This is a genomic window from Bacillus sp. z14 (2026) (assembly GCF_058313575.1).
The window spans coordinates 568,303-586,894 of record NZ_JBZFQK010000001.1; the positions used below are offsets into that span (position 1 = coordinate 568,303).

Consider the following 18,592-nt stretch of genomic DNA (forward strand, 5'->3'; position numbering starts at 1 on the left):
TTGTCCACCTCTTATTCATAATGCACCCATTTCTTTTGAAATCCAAAATTAATAACGGTAATGATCATAGTTAAAAGTAATAAAACAACGGTAATAGCGGCGCCATATCCTTTGTCATTTAATATAAACGCATGCTTATAAAATAAATAGGCCAGGGATTGGACACTTTCAAGAGCCGGATTAGTCTGGGAATACATTAGAAAAATCAAGTCATACACCTGCAGTGCAGAAATCAGCGACGTAATCAAGCTAAAAAAGATTGTCGGAGTTACTATCGGTAACGTAATCTTAAAAAACTTTTGCAAGGAACCAGCCCCATCTATTTCTGCCGCTTCATAGAAAGATCTCGATATTCCTTGTAATCCAGCTAAGAATATAACTATTGAAGTACCAAGGGAACTCCATATACCTACAATAATTAAAGAAATCATGGCTGTGTTTGAGCTTGTCAGCCAAGCTGGTCCCTGAATACCAACCTGAGCAAGGATTTGATTTATAATTCCGTAGTCTGAGTTATACATCCATTTCCAAATCATAGCGACTGCAGATGTCATCGTAACAGCCGGAAGAAAGTAGATAACCCGGTAAAAAGATACACCCTTTATTTTGTTATTTAAAAGAGTTGCGATTAATAATGAAATGACCATCGAAATAGGTACAGTAAATATAGAATAGATTATGGTGTTTTTCAAAGCTGATAATACTTCTCCATCTCCAATTAGCTTCTTATAATTAGCAAGTCCGGTGAAAGTATTTCCACCGAACATGCCCCATTTTGTAAATGAATAGAAAACGCTTTGAATCATCGGAAAAAGATAGAAAACGAACAATCCAAGAAATAGAGGGCCGATAAAAAATATAGCTGCCAATATATCTCTTCTCTTATATTTCGATCTTTTATAAGGGATTACGTTACCGTCGTTTTTTGCCAAATCAATCATTCCCTACTCGATTATTTTTTCAATAGTTCATCCGCTTGCTTGGCCAATTCTAAACACGCTTCTTCCACTGTTATTTCACCTGTCCATGCTTTTGTTAGTATATCAGCCTCAATTGCAATGGCAGCTGAGTTATTTTTCTTATTCGGAAGCGGTACTGCATACTCGACAGCATCTATGAATACTTTTAGGTTTTTATCTGGATAAGCATTCATCCATCCCTCTTGTGAGCCTTCATAGGCTGATAGAACCTTTCCTGAGTTAGCGGTATGCTCATTCGCTTCTTTAGTAGAAAGGTAAGCAACCCATTTTTTAGCAGCTTCTTCATTTTCTGTTTTGGCAGAAATAGCATTCGCTAAGGCATTTGACGTTGTAGCTCGGATTTCACCTTTTGGCATAGGTGCCACATCAATATTCTCTATCCCGTATTCATCAGTAAAATACGTTGGTACCATATAAGAACCATCCAGAGTCATAGCAATACGTCCATTTAAAAACAATTCGGATACTGTCGTACTAGCCATTTCTTCAACTGTTGGACTGGATCCTTCTTTAACAAAGTCATACCAAAATTGTACGCCAGCTATCGTTTTTGAATCAGAAAAACCAGACTTTGTCCCATCCTCAGCAAACGGAGCTCCTCCACTCTGTAATAACGTTTCATAATATCCACCCTGCCACGTTACTGGCGCAGCCATGCCATAAATATTCTTGTCTTTATTTGTAAGCTTCTTGGCTACTTCTCTCCATGTATCCCAAGTCCATGTGTCATCCGGATAGGCAATGTTTGCTTCATCGAAAATCTTTTTATTATAGTAAAGTGCATGTGAATCGAAATCCTTTGGAATTGCATATAGCTTCCCATTTCTTGTATAGGAATCCAAATATTGTTGAGGGAACTTATCTTTATCAAATTCAATGTCATCTAAGGGAAGGACAACCTCATTATCAATATAATCAGGTACACGCGGGAAATTAATCCAAAAAACATCTGGGGCATTATTTCCTGTTATGGCTGTTTCTAATTTTGTCCAATATTGCGCCCACGGTGTGATTTCAAACTTTACTTTAATACCTGTTTCCTCTTCAAATTCTTTTGCGAGCTCTTCATAAATTGGCGCTTGCTCCTTATCCCATAAAGCATAAGTAATTTCTTTTCCGTCCCCTTTAGCATCGGACTTAGAATCATTCGAACAACCAACCAACATTGCACTGATAATCAAGAAAAAGACTGCTAACCACTTTACTTCCTTTTTCATAAATATCCCCCTTTAATTTGGTCTTACTTGCTTAATATATATTTCATAGCATTGCTGGTGTCATATGCTAGTTGTATCGAGTTTTCTTTGTAAGGACTTAACTCACAAATCACATCCCCGTTGTATCCTATTTCTCTTAGAGCCTCCATAAGAGACGACCATTTCATATCTCCGCTTAAAAGACCCGTAAATCCACGTATATTCCCTATATCCTGGCGAAAATCTTTAATGTGTACCTTCGTGATTCGTTCACCTAAAATGCGCACCCACTGCTCTGGAAAGCCAAATTGCAACACATTTCCTGCGTCAAAATAAGCCTTTACCGAAGGATGATTGATTTCATCAAGGAAACGACGCATCTCAAGTGGGCTAAGTAAAAATTTATTCCAAACATTCTCCACACCTATAACAATTCCGAGTGGTTCTGCATATATAGCTAATTCTTTTAGAGCCGATTGAGCCAAGTCATAGCAGTCATCATAACTATTTGTTTCGGTTACAACACCAGGGACGATTAATACAGTATCTCCACCAAGGACAGCACATACCTCAATCATACTCTTAGCGATTTCGATTCCCTTTTTCCTTACTGTCTCGTCGTTTGATGTCAGAGGGTATGTCCAATGTAAGCTTGTCGCAATACTACTGATTGGTAACTGATAAGTCACTGATAAATTTTTGATTGTCTCAAGCTCTAACTCTGTAGTATCAAGGGTTAAAGCTGGATTATCTATTAAGCCTAATTCAGAAGTAATGGAATCCTGAGGCATACTTTCAGACATATTCAGTTCAATTGAATCGAATCCAGCTTCCTTTGTTACTTTAAAAATAGTTTCCAATGATAAATCAGGTGAAAAACACCAGCTATTTATACCTTTTCTCACTTTCCCAGCCTCCTTTTAATTAATTACTCTGTTTCCTTTTTCAATCGATTGATAGGCCATCCTCGCCATCTTTACAGTGAATAGGCCATCTTCTCCTGATACTGGTGAAGGCATATTTTGATCAATGGCGTCTTTGAAAGCTTTTATCATGGCCATATCCATATCTTCTTCGTAATATGTAAAAGCAGGACTTGCTTTTTGATTGTAGAGTAATGCCTTTCTTCCAAATCCATCGGCGTGAATCCACCCTTTATCTGTGACCAATGTAAGTGAGGCATCACCCCATACTGGATACTCTTTAGGTCTGTTCCATGATGTATCCAGACTCATAAATGTCCCATCCGTAAATGTCACATGCAAGAGCCCTGTATCCTCCACATATGACTCACCAAGTAAATTCTCACCTCTAGCAAATACGGAATCTATTTGAGGAGCAAAAAACCAATTTACTAGATCTGCCATATGAATCGTATGATCAATGATAGCTCCTCCGCCTGAGAGTTTTTGCTCTACAAACCAACCACCAGGTGATTTACCATGATTCGTGGCATTAATTGCAATTAGCTTTCCGCATGTCCCTTCGTCTATCAATTGTTTTAAGGACTGCATAGGTTGAGAAAAGCGAACTGGATGAGCAACCATCAATTTAACACCAGCGGCGTAGCAATCCGAAATCATCTTTTCAGCATCTTCAACCGAAAGTGCCATCGGTTTTTCGACAATCACATGCTTCTTATAAGCAGCAGCTGAAACAGTATATTCACAATGAAACACATTCTCTGAACAGATCAGAACCGTATCAATATCTGTTTGCAAAAGGTCATCCAATTGTTCATATGGGAAAATCCCATACTTTTCACTAAATTGAAACATTTTCTCCTTATCCCGATCATAAATACCGACAATTTCAATTCCAAGTGTCTTTAAACATAATGTGTAGCTATACACGTGCATATGAGCACAACCAATGATTCCTACTTTCATGAAGATCCTCCTTTCTCTACCAAAGCCACTTGCCCTGTCTGAAGACTTTGGAATGCTTTACCCCACCATTTCTCAACACGATCATCCTTCATATATTCAGGATTAATCTCAAGCACTTGCAGAAAATCTGATTGTAAAGCTTGTTCAACTGACGAATCAAACACATACAACCCAGTTGTTCCGGCTATCTCCATTTGTTTTATGTAAATTGATCGACTTAGTGAAAAATCAAAAAAGAGGTTAGCTACCGTCCTATCCGTAAATTGACAAGTGATTAGCCAAACATTTTTTTCTTGGTTTGCAGACGTATTAATATCTTTCAAATCTTGATTTATATGAATATTAGATATCCAATATAAAGCTTCCTTTATATGCTGGGTGATGATTTCAAATGGTTTTTCTGGAGCATGGAAGTTATATCGAATAAAGGTAACGTTTCCTACATTCCCTTCTCGGACTTCTCTTAGGGCAGCTTGATCTTCTAACTTCACAGAGAACCCTCCATTACAATATATTTGTCCTCTTCAATTGATTGTTGTGCAGCAATGACTAGCTCAGAAACGGTGAAACTACTTTCCAGATTAGAACGCGGTTGAGCCCCTGTTTGAATACAATGAAGAAAATCCAAAATCATTTCAGCATCTCCTCCACCATGGCCAACTGTATTCTCTATTTCGTAGACTAACTTTTCTTTTTTCAAACGATCATGAACTATGATTCTATTGTTCTCATCATCAAAGTATAGCTCACCCTTCGTACCAAAAAACTGAAATTCCCTCCGATAATAAGCTGCAAATTGGCATAATGTATACGTAACTTTCGCTCGATTTTGGTATTGAATTAGCAGAGCCTGATGATCATCTACATTTACCTCAGAATCAAACACACAGTGATCTGGCCAACTTTCTTGCCACTCAATTCCTTTATGCTTCTTGATATTAATTAGGCTCTCCTCACATGTCCATTTATGCTGACATGTTCGACAGTGCAGTTCTTCCTTTAAAGGAGATCCAAATTTTTTGATGGACCCAGGTTCACCAAACACTTCTAAACCTCCAAATGCTGCCACCTTTACCGGCTTGGCTCCAATCATCCAAGATAAAATATCCAGACTATGTGTAGCCTTTTGAAGTAATAAACTGTAGGATTTAGATTTAAGCCTATGCCAATCATGAAAGAATGCGTAACCACCATAGTTAATGTGGTCTGTTCCATTTGCAAGGAATATATCGCCGATAATTCCACTGCTTATTAAGCTTTTTGCTTTAAAATATAATGGTGCGTATCGCAGGACATAACCAACCTGAAAAACTTTTTTATAATCTTTTAAGGCGGAACGAATCATAGAGATTTTTTGCAATGAAATATCTAGAGGTTTTTCGCATAAAATATGTTTGCTAAATTTTATCGCTTCTAAAATAATTTCAGCATGGGTATCATCCGGAGTAGCGATAAAAACTGCATCCACCTCCGTGCTCTTTAGCAAGTTTCGATAATCAGTGGTTGATCGAATTTGTTTTTCTTCAAATAAGTTAAAATTTGTGCCTTGTTGATCACATACATAGACTACTTCTATTTCTGGATGAGGAATTAGGGACTGAAGAGCGAATTTACTGCCTCGATTGCCTAATCCTATAACTCCGAACCTAATCAACTGCTTTCTCCCCTTCTTCTTTCAGCCTCAATTTATGTTCAAATGCTTGAATCGACCTGGCATATTCACTCGGACTTAATCCAGTTTGTTGTTTAAAGCAATTCGAAAAATAATGAACTGAATCAAACCCTAGATTTTGAGCAATAAGTGTAAAGCTCAAGTTATTTTCTCTGATTAAGACTTTTGCCTCTTCCATTCGAAGCGCCTTAAAGAAGGACATCACGGTATATCCCGTTTCTTCTTTAAATATTTTCTTCAAATATGTCTTACTAAGAAAAAAATGGGTACATATATCATCTAAAAATAATTGCTTATGTAATCGTTCATTCATGAAATCGATAATGTCATTCACAATCTTTTTTTCAAACTTTTTCTTAGTTGCTCCGCTGACACGTTGCTGATTGATTTCCGAAGTCTCATCTCTTATCAATCGTATTAAAAACTCACTTAAGTACAAATACATCATCTGTTCCGCTCCAACCCTAGGGTTTGGCAGGCGTATATCGTCTCGATATATCCTTCCTAGACTTGGCTGAAATACATCTTTTGCTTCTTTTAAAACTTTAGCCAACAATTCTCTTTCTCCAGTTGCGACCCTCATGATTTTATTTTCGAAAAAAGACATGATTGGAGATTTACAAACAAAGCTAATGACTAAGACATTAGGAGCACAAATTCCATTCGCCCACAAATTATGAAATTCGTTCGGTTTATGGAAAATAATATCTCCTTCTTTTAATTCGTAGCCTTCTTGATCAGCAGAAACCTCTAACTTCCCCTTATCTACATAGACAAATTCCCAAAAATCATGTTTTTCACCCGTATACCGATAATCCTTAGAGAACTCAAAATAATATAATGTTAAAATCTTCTCAATTTCAATTAGATATTGCGGTGGATAAATATTCTTAAAAAAATCAGCCCTCAGAAGAATCGCCACCTTTATCGGAAATTTCAGAATACTTATTTCCAATTATTACAGTATTTCCCTAATATAGGTACTACTTTTTACTAATTCAGTCCTTTTTTACAAGAAATGGGGCTTTAATTCTAAATATCAAAAGACTTCTTGATAGGTAAGGTTAAAGAAGATTTATATCTTAAATAAAATACTTTTGAAACCGACTGAGGAGGTTGCCCATGTTAAAAGTAGGAATTGTAGGATTAGGTTTTATGGGAAGTGCTCATTTACAGAAGTATTTGAGACTGGAAAAGGAAGGATACCCCATTAAATTAGTATCTATTTGTGATGTGGATGAAAAAAAGCGGCATGGTAAAGTAGTGGAGGGGAATTTGGAGACTGGTAAAGAGCAGGTAGATTTCAGACGGTTCACCTTCTATGAAAAAATGGAAGACATGATTAAGGAAGAAAGCCTAGATTATGTAGACTTATGCCTTCCAACGTACCTACATGCTCCACTGGCCGTTCAAGCAATGGAATTAGGTGTCCATGTCTTGTGTGAAAAACCGATGGCAATCTCAACAAAGGACTGCTCCTTAATGATTGAAGCCTCTAAGAAATATGACCGGCAATTAATGATAGGCCAGACTCTTCGTTTTTTCCCAAGTTATCAGTACTTAAAAGAAACAATTGATACAAATAGATATGGTCCTGTAATAAGTGCTTCATTCTTCCGAGGCGGTTCAACACCTATATGGTCTTGGGAAAACTGGCTCCTGCAAAAGGAGAAATCAGGTGGATGCTTACTCGATCAACATATCCATGATGTGGACACTATCAATTGGTTATTCGGTAAACCTGTAGCTGTATCTACAAGCGGAAAAGTGATTTTTGAAGGTAATGGATATGACATTGTCTCTACCAACTATCACTATCTCGATGGCAAAGTAGTAAATGCCCAGGATGACTGGACAATTAAAGGTGATTTTGGATTTGAAATGCGCTACAGAGTGAACTTTGAAAAAGGAACCATTATTTTAGAAAACAATGTACTAACTGACTATCCTGCCGAGGGTAAAAAATTTGTGCCTGATATATCAAAAGAAGACGGCTATTATCTCGAAATTAAACATTTCGCTGAAGCAATAAGGCTGAATACCAGTGCCCAAGATGCAATTCCGTTAGAAAGCACAAAAGAAACCATATATATAGCAGAAAAAGAGCAAGAATCCGCAAACCAATATGGAAAATTGCTATATTTATAGGAGGACAAAAGCCATCCCATATAATTACAATATAGAAAGAAGCCATACAGAGTTATTAAAACCTGTGTGGCTTCTATTTACTACTATTAACATACATCATTTTGTATACTTATTTAAAGCTGCCATTTTGGCCGCAATCTTGATTTGCTCTTCCATTAGGCTTTTTAATTGCATAAAGCTTGGGTAAAAGTATGGCCTTGCCAATATAAAGGGCAAACGCTCTTCCACATTAACCGGTTTCCCCTTTAATTCCTTTAGACATGCAGGGAAGCCGCATAAATTTACAGGTACTTGATTCGACCAATACATAAACGAAACATATAGTACAATTCCTTTTAACATATATGGTTTAATTTCCTGCTTTTCTCTGTTAGCGAACATTATTTCCAACTGTCGAACGATTTCCGCCCATTCATTCGTCAGCTGCTCCCTTATAACAGAGAAATCCTCCCAGGGCCTGTACAGATCATTGCCTTTATAATAATAATAATAATAATCATATGGAAAACCAAGATTAAAAATATCTTTATTCCATCTCAAAAAATCATTTTTATCAAGTTGATTGTACTCAAAATTAAAAGGTTCAAGATTTAATTCTGGAATATTCATTTTCCTTTTCCTGCTGCTTTCATTCTTTTTTTCCCTTCACGGCACAGTAGAAGCATAGGACACTCCTCACATTTTGGCGATTGAGCTTTGCAATGGTATCTACCAAAGAAAATTAATCGGTGATGGGTAATCGACCATTCTTCCTCTGGGATTCTTCTCATCAGCGTTTTTTCAACCTCTAAGACGGAGTCCTTCCACCTGCATATACCAAGCCTTTTACTTACTCTCTCCACGTGTGTATCCACAGCGATTGCAGGTGTTCCATACGCTACTGAAACAACCACATTCGCTGTCTTTCTTCCCACTCCGGGTAGCTCAACTAATAAATCCCGGTCATTCGGAACAACTCCATTGTATTTTTCCAGAATAATTTGCGATAACTTTTGAATATTTTTCGCTTTATTTCTGTATAAACCAATTGAACGAATATCATTTTCCAATTCACTCAGCGGTACAGAAAGGAAATCCTCTGGTTTTTTATATTTTTGAAAGAGATTTTTCGTTACTTTATTCACCAAAGCATCCGTACATTGTGCCGATAATACTACCGCCACGGTTAATTCGAATGGATTGGAATGATTTAATTCGCAATGGGCCTCAGGAAACATTCTTGCCATTTCGTCGAGACAATAACGAATTTGTGTATTGGTAAGCATCTAAATCCCCCTCCCTTTATTCTTTATTTTTCGCGAATAAAAAGACCGGATAAAAGGATCTATCCTGGTCTATCGATTAAAGTCTATTCTAGCCAATTATATAATGGCAACTCTTTAGCAACGGGAACAGTTTTAGCAGGACTTTTTTTCGTGTAGCTTCTGAAGCGTTCACTATACGCCTTGGCTTGTTCCAACGTTTTGATACTGTGTTTCTTCCAATCGAACAAAATACGATCTATATATCTGAAACTGAGCTTTCCGGAGATAACGGCTTCTTTAAGAGCAGCCTTAACCAAATCAGGTGAATGCTGATCCTCATCCAGCCACATCGTTAATGTTTCACCCTCAAAAGGTGATAATGGGCGGCCAAATTCCTTTTCAAATATGGTATATAAGGATTCACTCTTAATTACTTTCTCTTCAAAGTCGGTTTGCTTAGCTTCTTTTAAATAATGATAGGCCAATTTTTCAAATAATGGCTTGATTGAATAGCTCTCATAACCTGGTTTTTCATCCTCTGTAATATCTAAGAAACCATGCTGAACCAGTTTTCTGAGCAGGTTAGTACAGTCCATTTCAGTGAGGTTCATTACAGAAGAGATTTCAGCAGGAGTGGGAAATGAATTCCCGTTCATCGAAAAGTTTTCAACATGTAGTAAAAGCATCATCTCTTGTTCATTTAATCCCATCTCTTTGTAACTGCTTAACAAATAAGAGGGTATGACAACATTCGCCTGCTTAATCCAATTCGACAGATTTTTTATAGTCATAATTCGACACCTCACCTTTTAGTATACCATGTATGCTGATTTTGAAGTACGGAAAAACAAAACCTGACAATAAAATAAATTGCCAGGTTTTATTTGACTATTAAGGATATAGACGATTTAAAAGACGAGGGAATGGAATCGTTTCACGAACATGTTCCACACCGCTTATCCAAGCAACCGTTCTCTCTAGCCCAAGACCGAAGCCAGAATGAGGAACGGAACCATATTGACGTAATTCATAATACCATTTGTAAGCATCCATACTTAAATTATGTTCATCAAGTCTTGCTTTTAATAGATCCATATCGTGGATACGTTCTGATCCACCAATGATTTCACCATAGCCTTCCGGTGCAATTAAATCTGCACATAAGACAACATCATCACGGTCAGGAGCAGGCTGCATGTAGAACGGCTTAATTCCTGTAGGATAATGGGTGATAAACACAGGCTTATCATAGCTTTCTGCAATTGCTGTTTCGTGAGGAGCACCGAAATCATCGCCCCACTCGATATCTTCAAAGCCCTTCTCATGCAAGAATTTAATTGCATCATCATAGGTAATTCTAGGGAATGGTGCTTTGATATTTTCTAATTTGGAAGTATCTCTTCCTAGCGTTTTCAGCTCAATCACACAATTTTCCAGTACAGATTGAACGATATAGGAAACATATTGCTCTTGAACTTCTAAGTTCTCATTGAACTCAACAAATGCCATCTCTGGTTCAATCATCCAGAATTCGATTAAATGACGTCGCGTTTTGGATTTCTCAGCACGGAATGTTGGACCGAAGGAGAATACTTTCCCAAGTGCCATTGCTGCCGCTTCCATATATAATTGTCCACTTTGAGATAGATAAGCATCTTCATCAAAGTATTTCGTTGCGAACAATTCTGAAGTACCCTCTGGAGCACTTCCTGTAAGAATCGGCGGGTCAACTTTTACAAAGCCCTCTTTATTAAAGAATTCATACGTAGCACGAATGATCTCATTACGAATTTTCATGACAGCATGCTGGCGCTTTGAACGAAGCCATAAATGTCTGTGATCCATAAGGAACTCAGTGCCATGCTGTTTCGGTGTAATCGGATAGTCAACTGCTTCTGCAATTACTTCAAGTCCTGTTACAAGTAGTTCGTAACCAAATGGGGAACGCTCATCCTCCTGAACAATACCTTTCACCCATACGGACGTTTCCTGAGTAATCTTCTTAGCGGTATTGAATAATTCTTCATCAACCTCTGCTTTGACAACTACGCCTTGAATAAAGCCTGTACCATCGCGCAGCTGCAAGAAAGCAATTTTTCCTGAAGAACGTTTATTGGCAATCCAAGCACCTATCTTAACTTCTTCATTAACATATTTATATACTTCATTAATTGTACATTTCACATTTTTTCCCTCCAAAGCTTAAACAAAACCAGGTTATGTACCCTATTCATTATACAAGTACCAAAATGGACAAGCAAATACAAAATTTCACCTGTACATGAAATAATCCATTATTTCATCGATCCTTTGCAGAAAACATCCATTCTCGCTTGCTCGTTTTTTAAATTAATCCTTAACCCCCTCATTTACCATCAGTCAGTAAGGTAATGAAGCGGCTTAAATTAATACCATTCACTCAAAAAACCCCTTTAAGATCATCCAGGAATTTTCCTTAAGGGGTCGTTTCGTTTACCGTCTCCCTGTGAATCCTATTTATTCAGCCTTTGTTGCTGATTTATTAATCACATATTCCTTTATACGCTTAACAGCTTCTTGAAGTGCTTCTAACGATATAGCATACGATAAGCGTATATTATCAGGAGCACCAAAGCCAGAACCGGGAACTACGGCTACCAGAGCATTTTCCAATAGATCTTCTACAAAATCATCTACACTGTTAAATCCACACATCTCTGCCGTTTTTGAGACATTTGGGAACAGGTAGAATGCCCCCTGAGGTTTCAGACAAGTCAATCCCGGTATCTCAAGCAATTGATCGTAAATAGCATCCAATCTTTGTTCAAACGCACTTCGCATAATTTCAACTTGATCTTGCGGTCCTGTATAGGCTTCAATTGTTGCATATTGTGCGGTCGTTGTCGGATTGGACGTACTGTGGCTTGCCAAGTTCGTCATTGCTTTAATTAACGCTTGGTCACCTGCCGCATAACCAATTCTCCATCCTGTCATAGAATGGGATTTGGAAACACCGTTAATGACGATTGTTTGCTGCTTAAGCTCTTCGGAAAGCTCTGCTATCGATACATGTTCATGGTTGTGGTAGACCAATTTCTCATAAATTTCATCTGAAACTATAATAATATCATGTTTTAAACATACCTCACCAATCGCCTGTAATTCTTCAGCTGTGTATATCATACCGGTAGGATTGCTTGGTGAATTGATAATAAGCGCTCTCGTTTTTTCAGTAATTGCTTTTTCAATCTGTAAAGGCGTTACCTTAAATTGATTTTCTTCTTTACCTTCAATATAAACAGGCACTCCATCTGCCAATTTAACTTGTTCCGGATAGCTTACCCAATATGGAGTAGGAATCAGCACTTCATCCTCTTCATCCAAAATTGCCTGAAAAAGTGTATATAAAGCGTGCTTGGCACCTGAAGCGATAAAAATTTGGCCGTTACTGTATGTTAGTCCTTGATCTTTTTGCAGTTTATCTGCGACAACCTTGCGCAGGGATTGCAATCCAGCAGAAGGTGTATATTTTGTGTGGCCATCCCGCATGGACTTTTGCGCTGCTTCGAGTATGTTAGCTGGAGTATTGAAATCTGGTTCTCCTGCTCCAAGTCCAATAATGTCCAGACCTTGGGCTTTAAGCTCTTTTGCTTTGGCTGTTATTGCTAGTGTTGATGATGGTGTTAATGCTGATACTCTTTTTGCTAATTTCATCCGGTTCCATCTCCATCCTACAGATTATCGTAATTACGTATTAAATTGCCTGTTTTGAAATTCAGGTAATAATACCCATAAAGGTCTTTATTATTTTTATAGGTTACTTCCCATAAGGGTTGATTATTTTCCATTCCCAAATGGGCAGACACAATCTTCTTCACATTCTTTTTTTCTTTCACGATTGCAATGGCTTTATTTTTACTAATACCTTCTGAGAGGGCAATAATCTGGCTTTTCTTTTTCTTATCATCCGGCACCCAAACACCGATTTTTTTGCCATCTGCTGTTTTGCCAGTTATTACACTCCATGTCTCATTTCCATTATATAAATAGAAATCATCCACTTCTGTCATTCCAGCTGTTTCTCTGGCAATATCTTCTGCACTCTTTTCAGCGTCTTTCCTGGTGCTGTCACCAGCATAGATAGCCTGAATAAAAAAGCCACTGCCAATCAGGATAATAATCACTATGCTCCAAATTACTTTTTTCATATCTATTTCCTTTCAAGTTATGTACGGTATATTGAAAAAACAGCTGTTTGTTGATCTTGTTTATCTAATGCCAAGCCAAACATTAAATTCTCTTTTTTCAACGTTTTATTTAAAGAATCAACGATTTTATATAAATCATTCGTGTATGTCAATTTAACACTTGATAATAGCTCTACCTTACTCTCCATTGTAAGTCCTCCCAAAACGTAGCGCTCTCGTACACATTATACCAAAATAAAATTGCAAATAGCTTTACTTTACTAAAAAAGCGAGCCAAACATTAAATTCCTTACATATTCCTGTATATTGGCTTTACGTAATTTAGACCATGTTCAAACATACTTCTATCACTCCGAATCAAATCATTCTCGATCAAGACCCATTTGCTGTCTTTTTTATAATTCGGAGAAGTATTAAGCAAGCTTCTTAAATTAATGATTAACTCAGATATTAAATCCTCATCTGGAATCGTGCTGTTCATTTCGACTGGAGGCTCAACCATTAAAATCATTGATCGGCCATTATAAGTATGCCAAACCTGATCCCAGCCAGTGTAATTCATTAAGAGAATTGATTGGTCAACAGCAAGATGATTTCGCAGCATTTTCATGGCAGAACCGGAGGATAGTCCCTGAGCCTGCAACTGTATGTGCGTAAATTCTGCTAATCCCTTCATATCATTATATATTGTTTTTAATGATTCTTGTGATTGAAAAAGAAGGATTAAGGGCTTTTGTTGCTTTTTCACAAAATCAATCAGCGTATATCCCGACTTTTCCTTCAATGGAGTCAATATCGTTAAATATTGCTCTTTTACCGGGGGGATCACCAGGCTACTCAACTTGTTTTCCTGAACACCTAATTGTTGTGAAATAAAATGGAAGGATCCACCTACCGTCAAGACATCTGAAATAAATAAAATATGGCTATCCGGCTTTAATAAGTTTCGATTAACCCATTTTGAGACCGATAAGGGCTGGGCATATATTTGGACTGAATTTCTATTTCCCTTTACATTCCAACTCGCCCAAACCTCATCATTTGTATCCAGACTCTTAAAAAACCTATTTAAAGTAACTCGGATTAAATTTATTTCCCCCGATAATTTTGTTAATTCATCAATAATGTTAAATTGACTTCGCTTTAATTTTTCAATTGGTACTTGGTTCAACTCACCAAGGATCTGTTGAAATTGTACTACTAATAAACCGAGAGAGTCATACAGATCATTGGCTTCTTTTAATAATTGATCCATGTATTTTTTATTCTCCAGCTCAGAAAAATCAAGCTTACATTGCACTCTAGGTCCGTCCATATCCTTTTTGCTTTTCATTCCATATGTGAACAATGCCTCAAAAAAACTCTCCACACTGCATGCGATTTCTTCCAATAAAACAGCCAGTTGATTTTCATTATATGGACCGGTTGTTTTTTCCTTTAAAAGTAATATGACAGATCTCAGTAATTGCCGATTATCCAAAGTTCCAATTTTATTCAAGAGATTCCTCACTTCTACATAGCTCAGCTCTTTCGTTAATCCGCTTTCAACAGAGGATGGAAAATAATTAGCTTCCTCAAGTACTATATTAGGGCACTCGCTTAAGAAATCCCCTGTTTGAATATCCGAAATTAGACTGTCATGAGTACTAAGAATAATCTTTGCCTGCTTAGCAGCCAGCATCTGTCTCGAATAGAAATCCCGTTCCGTCCACGGCTTAAGCAAGCGTGGATGCAAATGGGCATGGTGGGCTACTTCCTTCCAATATTCTCTTCCCCCCGAGGATAAATTAAGCTCTTCCAAACAGCCTGTATTTGTCATGGTTAACCAGACTAATATTTGCATTTTTGCGATTGTACTTTCGTAATTTTGTTGTTTTTCCCGCATCGATTGCTCGAACTTCGGCAAACTTAAATACTGCTCCTTAGAATGCAATATGCTAACTTGATTTTGAATCATTTTAGAAGAATAATCCCTCTGAAAAATACCCATTAACTGTTCAGCTGTATGTTTAGTATGGGCAGCTATGGTTACCTGTACATGATTTTCATTGGCATATTCATAAAAGGCTTTTATATGTCCGGTAAAATCCCGTGTCCCATCTTCTACTAAACTAACGTTATGACTCTTAAAGCTCTTCTTTAATATGTTATGTAACGCTGATTCATCAAGAGAAATATGTTTTTTTTCATTCTCCTGTTGTGTTAGGCTTTCAATTGATTTCTGCCTAACAATTGCGATACCACGATAAATATCTAGATCTGGTCTCCATGGCTCACTCATCGTTGAATATTCATTTAATATCTCAGCCAATAATTCTTTAAGCTCGCTTTTTAATAAAAATGATAATCTGTATAATGATTTAATGGTAGGTTTCGGCAATTTCTTTAATTGTTTGTAAAACTCGATAAACAAAAGAGCCGTTACATAAGCATCACTGTCTGCTTGATGTGGCCGCTCATGAAGAAAGCCATAGGCTTTTCCTAACTCCTCTAGTTTAAAACTCGACATTCCAGGATTGACGATTTTTGCTAGTTCCACCGTATCTACGGTATATCCAAGAAAACGCTCATACCCTACACGTTCCAATTCAGCCTGTAAAAATGTCAAATCGAATAATACGTTATGAGCAACAAAAACAGCCTCATCCAATACACCAATAATGTAGGGTGCCAACTCTTTAAATGTCGGTGCATTCTCCACGTCTGCATCCGTAATACCGGTTAATTCCTGTATGAATAGAGGGATGGACCTCCCTGGATTTATGTAAGATGAATATTGGTATGTGATTTCACCATTTTCAATGACGTTAGCCGCAATTTGAATGATGCGATCACCATTTTTAGGGTTATTACCTGTAGTCTCCAAGTCGATTACTACATACTTACTTTTCATATTTAACACCTGCTCACTTCTTCTCTAACTTGCTTCTGTTTAGCTGATGGAAAAATTCACAATGGCACCTTATTTTCCATTTTATTTTTTGGGTCCCCTATCATACACTCTTCATATCATTTATCGTTACCCATTATCTACTGTTATATCAAAACCAGCCTTATTAATCAAAGAAGAATGAAGACTATTGGTTAATAAAAAACAAACGCTGGTTCCCTTAAAGATTTAAGGGGATCAGCGTTTGTTCATTAACAAAGTCATTAAATGATCGTTGCCTCTGGTTCGGCTCCAAGCATTTCAACAATTGTATTATACTCATCAAGAACAGCCACTTTAGGCCGATGGCTTCTTACATAAGCTTCTTCTATTAATCCATAGGATATAATGATTATTTTATCACCTTCCTGAACTAGACGGGCAGCAGCTCCATTTAGGCAGATTACACCACTGCCTCTCTTACCGGGAATGATATATGTTTCAAAACGTGCACCATTATTATTATTTACAATCTGAACTTTCTCATTTGGAAGCATATCTACCGCATCTAATAAATCTTCATCAATTGTGATACTGCCTACATAGTTTAAGTTTGCCTCAGTAACTGTTGCTCTGTGAAGCTTTGCTTTCATCATATTGCGAAACATAATCTTACCCCCTTGTATGACTATAAATTTATGATAATGTTGTCGATTAAACGAACAGACGTATATTGAACCGCCACTGCAAAGATTATCTTTTGATCATGCTCTGTAATCTCACTCAAGTCCGGATAGGATAATCCTTCAAAATAATCGATTTGACCATTGATATGGGACTGTAAATACTCTTTCCCCTTTTCAAGCGCTTCCGCGGGACTGGCACCTTTTTGCAGCTCAGCTTTCACTTTGCAAAGACTTTTATAGATAAATGGAGCTTCTTCTCTTTCCTGCTCTGTTAAATTAATGTTTCTGGAGCTTAATGCAAGACCATCCTCTTCACGCTTAATCTCAACACCAACCAGTTCAATCGGGAAATTAAAGTCATGGATAATCCCTTCTACTACAGCAACCTGTTGAGCATCCTTCAGCCCAAAATAAGCTCGAGTCGGATGGACAATAGTGAACAATTTTGTCAAAACAGTCGCCACTCCATCAAAATGACCCGGTCTGGATTTTCCGCAAAGTACATCGGTGCGCTCATGCACTTTTACCGTCAGGGTTTGCTTATCCCCATACATTTCCTGAACTGTTGGATAAAATAAATAATCCACCCCTGCATTTCGTGCCAGCTCTTCATCCCGTTCCATATCGCGTGGATATTTATCAAAATCCTCATTAGGACCAAATTGAAGCGGATTTACAAATATACTGATAACTACCACATGATTTTTCTCTCTTGCTTCTTGAATAAGTGATAGATGTCCTTCATGCAAATATCCCATAGTTGGGACAAATCCGATGGAATGTTTCTTTTCCCTCTCTAAATCAAGTACTTCACGCAGTTCATTTATCTGGCTGATAATCTTCATTTTTCTCCTCCATACAATGAGGCTAGTTCTTCTTCCTTCATCGTGAATGAGTGATCACGATCCGGAAAAATTCCCGATTTCACTTCTTTTATATGCTCAGACAAAGCATAGCCAATCACATCATTTAAATTAGCATAGGATTTTACAAACTTGGCCACTCTGCCTACACCATATAATAAAACATCATGATAAACGAGAACCTGACCATCCGTACCGTTACCAGCACCAATCCCGATTGTTGGGATTATTAGTTCATTCGATATATGTTCAGCGACCTGATAAGGTACACATTCGAGCACAACGGCCATTGCCCCGGCTTCTTCACACTTTTTCGCATCCTCCAAAAGTTTAATTGCCGCCTCACTTGTTTTACCCTGGACTTTATAACCTCCAAGTACACCAACTGATTGCGGTGTTAAGCCTAAATGCGCTACTACCGGTATACCTGCATCTGTCATCGCTTTTATTTTGCTAATAACATCTCCGGCACCCTCCATTTTGACCGCATCAGCCCCTGCCTCCTGCATAAGTCTTGCAGCATTTTTTAACGCTTCCTCATTTGTTGTGTGATACGTCAAAAACGGCAGATCCGTCACGATAAATGTGTTAGGTGCGCCTCTTTTAACAGCCTTCGTATGATGAATCATATCCTCGATAGTGACAGGAACAGTAGAATCATATCCTAAAATAACCATTCCAAGAGAGTCACCTACAAGAATCATATCGACCCCCGCTTGTTCTGCCAGTTTAGCAGATGGATAATCATACGCAGTCAGCATTGAAATTTTTTCTCTGTTTTCTTTTAGTTTCAAAAAATCCACAGCAAATTTCATTTTTTCTTTCCTCCTTTTCATTCCGAGGAGAGAAAAACCTATT

At 37.6% G+C, this 18,592-nt stretch carries 19 protein-coding genes; 1 reads left to right on the forward strand and 18 read right to left on the reverse strand.

Annotated features, from left to right (window positions below; all coding sequences use genetic code 11):
- Positions 1 to 11 precede the first annotated feature (11 nt).
- The 7 genes from AC4G3O_RS02605 to AC4G3O_RS02635 are packed head-to-tail and all read right to left on the reverse strand — an operon-like array spanning position 12 to position 6,692.
- A complete protein-coding gene (locus AC4G3O_RS02605; protein ID WP_139891754.1) occupies positions 12 to 941 on the reverse strand; it encodes a carbohydrate ABC transporter permease in 930 nt (309 codons plus the stop codon).
- Between the two features lie 11 nt (positions 942 to 952).
- The gene (locus AC4G3O_RS02610) at positions 953 to 2,197 is read right to left on the reverse strand and encodes an ABC transporter substrate-binding protein (RefSeq protein WP_139891753.1); all 1,245 of its coding nucleotides are present in this window, start codon (positions 2,195 to 2,197) and stop codon (positions 953 to 955) included.
- Between the two features lie 23 nt (positions 2,198 to 2,220).
- Complete coding sequence (locus AC4G3O_RS02615; protein ID WP_491135768.1) at positions 2,221 to 3,081, reverse strand: sugar phosphate isomerase/epimerase family protein; 861 nt, start codon at positions 3,079 to 3,081, stop codon at positions 2,221 to 2,223.
- 15 nt (positions 3,082 to 3,096) lie between these two features.
- Positions 3,097 to 4,065, reverse strand: a complete 969-nt coding sequence (locus AC4G3O_RS02620) for a Gfo/Idh/MocA family protein (protein ID WP_491135769.1) — start codon at positions 4,063 to 4,065, stop codon at positions 3,097 to 3,099.
- Positions 4,062 to 4,556, reverse strand: a complete 495-nt coding sequence (locus tag AC4G3O_RS02625) for a hypothetical protein (RefSeq protein ID WP_491135770.1) — start codon at positions 4,554 to 4,556, stop codon at positions 4,062 to 4,064. Before AC4G3O_RS02625 ends, AC4G3O_RS02620 begins: the two co-directional genes overlap by 4 nt.
- Complete coding sequence (locus AC4G3O_RS02630) at positions 4,553 to 5,719, reverse strand: Gfo/Idh/MocA family protein (RefSeq protein ID WP_490558122.1); 1,167 nt, start codon at positions 5,717 to 5,719, stop codon at positions 4,553 to 4,555. Before AC4G3O_RS02630 ends, AC4G3O_RS02625 begins: the two co-directional genes overlap by 4 nt.
- Positions 5,712 to 6,692 (reverse strand): helix-turn-helix domain-containing protein, encoded by a 981-nt coding sequence (locus AC4G3O_RS02635; protein WP_490551329.1) that lies wholly within the window; start codon positions 6,690 to 6,692, stop codon positions 5,712 to 5,714. Before AC4G3O_RS02635 ends, AC4G3O_RS02630 begins: the two co-directional genes overlap by 8 nt.
- A gap of 167 nt (positions 6,693 to 6,859) precedes the next feature.
- Here AC4G3O_RS02635 and AC4G3O_RS02640 point away from each other — a divergent pair, with 167 nt between their 5' ends.
- A complete protein-coding gene (locus AC4G3O_RS02640; protein WP_491135771.1) occupies positions 6,860 to 7,885 on the forward strand; it encodes a Gfo/Idh/MocA family protein in 1,026 nt (341 codons plus the stop codon).
- A 96-nt stretch (positions 7,886 to 7,981) separates the two neighbouring features.
- Here AC4G3O_RS02640 and AC4G3O_RS02645 read toward each other — a convergent pair whose 3' ends face one another.
- The 11 genes from AC4G3O_RS02645 to panB all read right to left on the reverse strand — a co-directional run bounded on the left by AC4G3O_RS02645 (position 7,982) and on the right by panB (position 18,549).
- On the reverse strand, positions 7,982 to 8,494 hold the full coding sequence (locus AC4G3O_RS02645) for a YpoC family protein (protein ID WP_491135772.1): 513 nt from the start codon (positions 8,492 to 8,494) through the stop codon (positions 7,982 to 7,984).
- Positions 8,491 to 9,150: an endonuclease III gene (gene nth, locus AC4G3O_RS02650; protein ID WP_066107366.1), complete on the reverse strand. Its 660-nt coding sequence runs from the start codon at positions 9,148 to 9,150 to the stop codon at positions 8,491 to 8,493. Before nth ends, AC4G3O_RS02645 begins: the two co-directional genes overlap by 4 nt.
- Before the next feature lie 83 nt (positions 9,151 to 9,233).
- The gene (locus AC4G3O_RS02655; RefSeq protein WP_491135773.1) at positions 9,234 to 9,920 is read right to left on the reverse strand and encodes a DnaD domain-containing protein; all 687 of its coding nucleotides are present in this window, start codon (positions 9,918 to 9,920) and stop codon (positions 9,234 to 9,236) included.
- Between the two features lie 100 nt (positions 9,921 to 10,020).
- Positions 10,021 to 11,313 (reverse strand): asparagine--tRNA ligase, encoded by a 1,293-nt coding sequence (gene asnS, locus AC4G3O_RS02660; RefSeq protein ID WP_491135774.1) that lies wholly within the window; start codon positions 11,311 to 11,313, stop codon positions 10,021 to 10,023.
- A gap of 312 nt (positions 11,314 to 11,625) precedes the next feature.
- Entirely contained in the window at positions 11,626 to 12,822 is a 1,197-nt protein-coding gene (locus AC4G3O_RS02665) for a pyridoxal phosphate-dependent aminotransferase (RefSeq protein ID WP_140461588.1), read from the reverse strand.
- A gap of 17 nt (positions 12,823 to 12,839) precedes the next feature.
- Positions 12,840 to 13,316, reverse strand: a complete 477-nt coding sequence (locus AC4G3O_RS02670) for a cell wall elongation regulator TseB-like domain-containing protein (protein ID WP_066107378.1) — start codon at positions 13,314 to 13,316, stop codon at positions 12,840 to 12,842.
- Between the two features lie 17 nt (positions 13,317 to 13,333).
- The gene (locus AC4G3O_RS02675; RefSeq protein ID WP_066107380.1) at positions 13,334 to 13,504 is read right to left on the reverse strand and encodes a YpmA family protein; all 171 of its coding nucleotides are present in this window, start codon (positions 13,502 to 13,504) and stop codon (positions 13,334 to 13,336) included.
- A 101-nt stretch (positions 13,505 to 13,605) separates the two neighbouring features.
- Positions 13,606 to 16,209: an exonuclease domain-containing protein gene (locus AC4G3O_RS02680; RefSeq protein ID WP_491135775.1), complete on the reverse strand. Its 2,604-nt coding sequence runs from the start codon at positions 16,207 to 16,209 to the stop codon at positions 13,606 to 13,608.
- 260 nt (positions 16,210 to 16,469) lie between these two features.
- Positions 16,470 to 16,853 (reverse strand): aspartate 1-decarboxylase, encoded by a 384-nt coding sequence (gene panD, locus AC4G3O_RS02685; RefSeq protein ID WP_066107385.1) that lies wholly within the window; start codon positions 16,851 to 16,853, stop codon positions 16,470 to 16,472.
- A 20-nt stretch (positions 16,854 to 16,873) separates the two neighbouring features.
- Positions 16,874 to 17,716, reverse strand: a complete 843-nt coding sequence (panC, locus tag AC4G3O_RS02690; RefSeq protein WP_491135776.1) for a pantoate--beta-alanine ligase — start codon at positions 17,714 to 17,716, stop codon at positions 16,874 to 16,876.
- Positions 17,713 to 18,549, reverse strand: a complete 837-nt coding sequence (panB, locus tag AC4G3O_RS02695) for a 3-methyl-2-oxobutanoate hydroxymethyltransferase (protein WP_066107390.1) — start codon at positions 18,547 to 18,549, stop codon at positions 17,713 to 17,715. The genes panC and panB overlap by 4 nt, the downstream gene beginning before the upstream one ends.
- Positions 18,550 to 18,592: the final 43 nt, after the last annotated feature.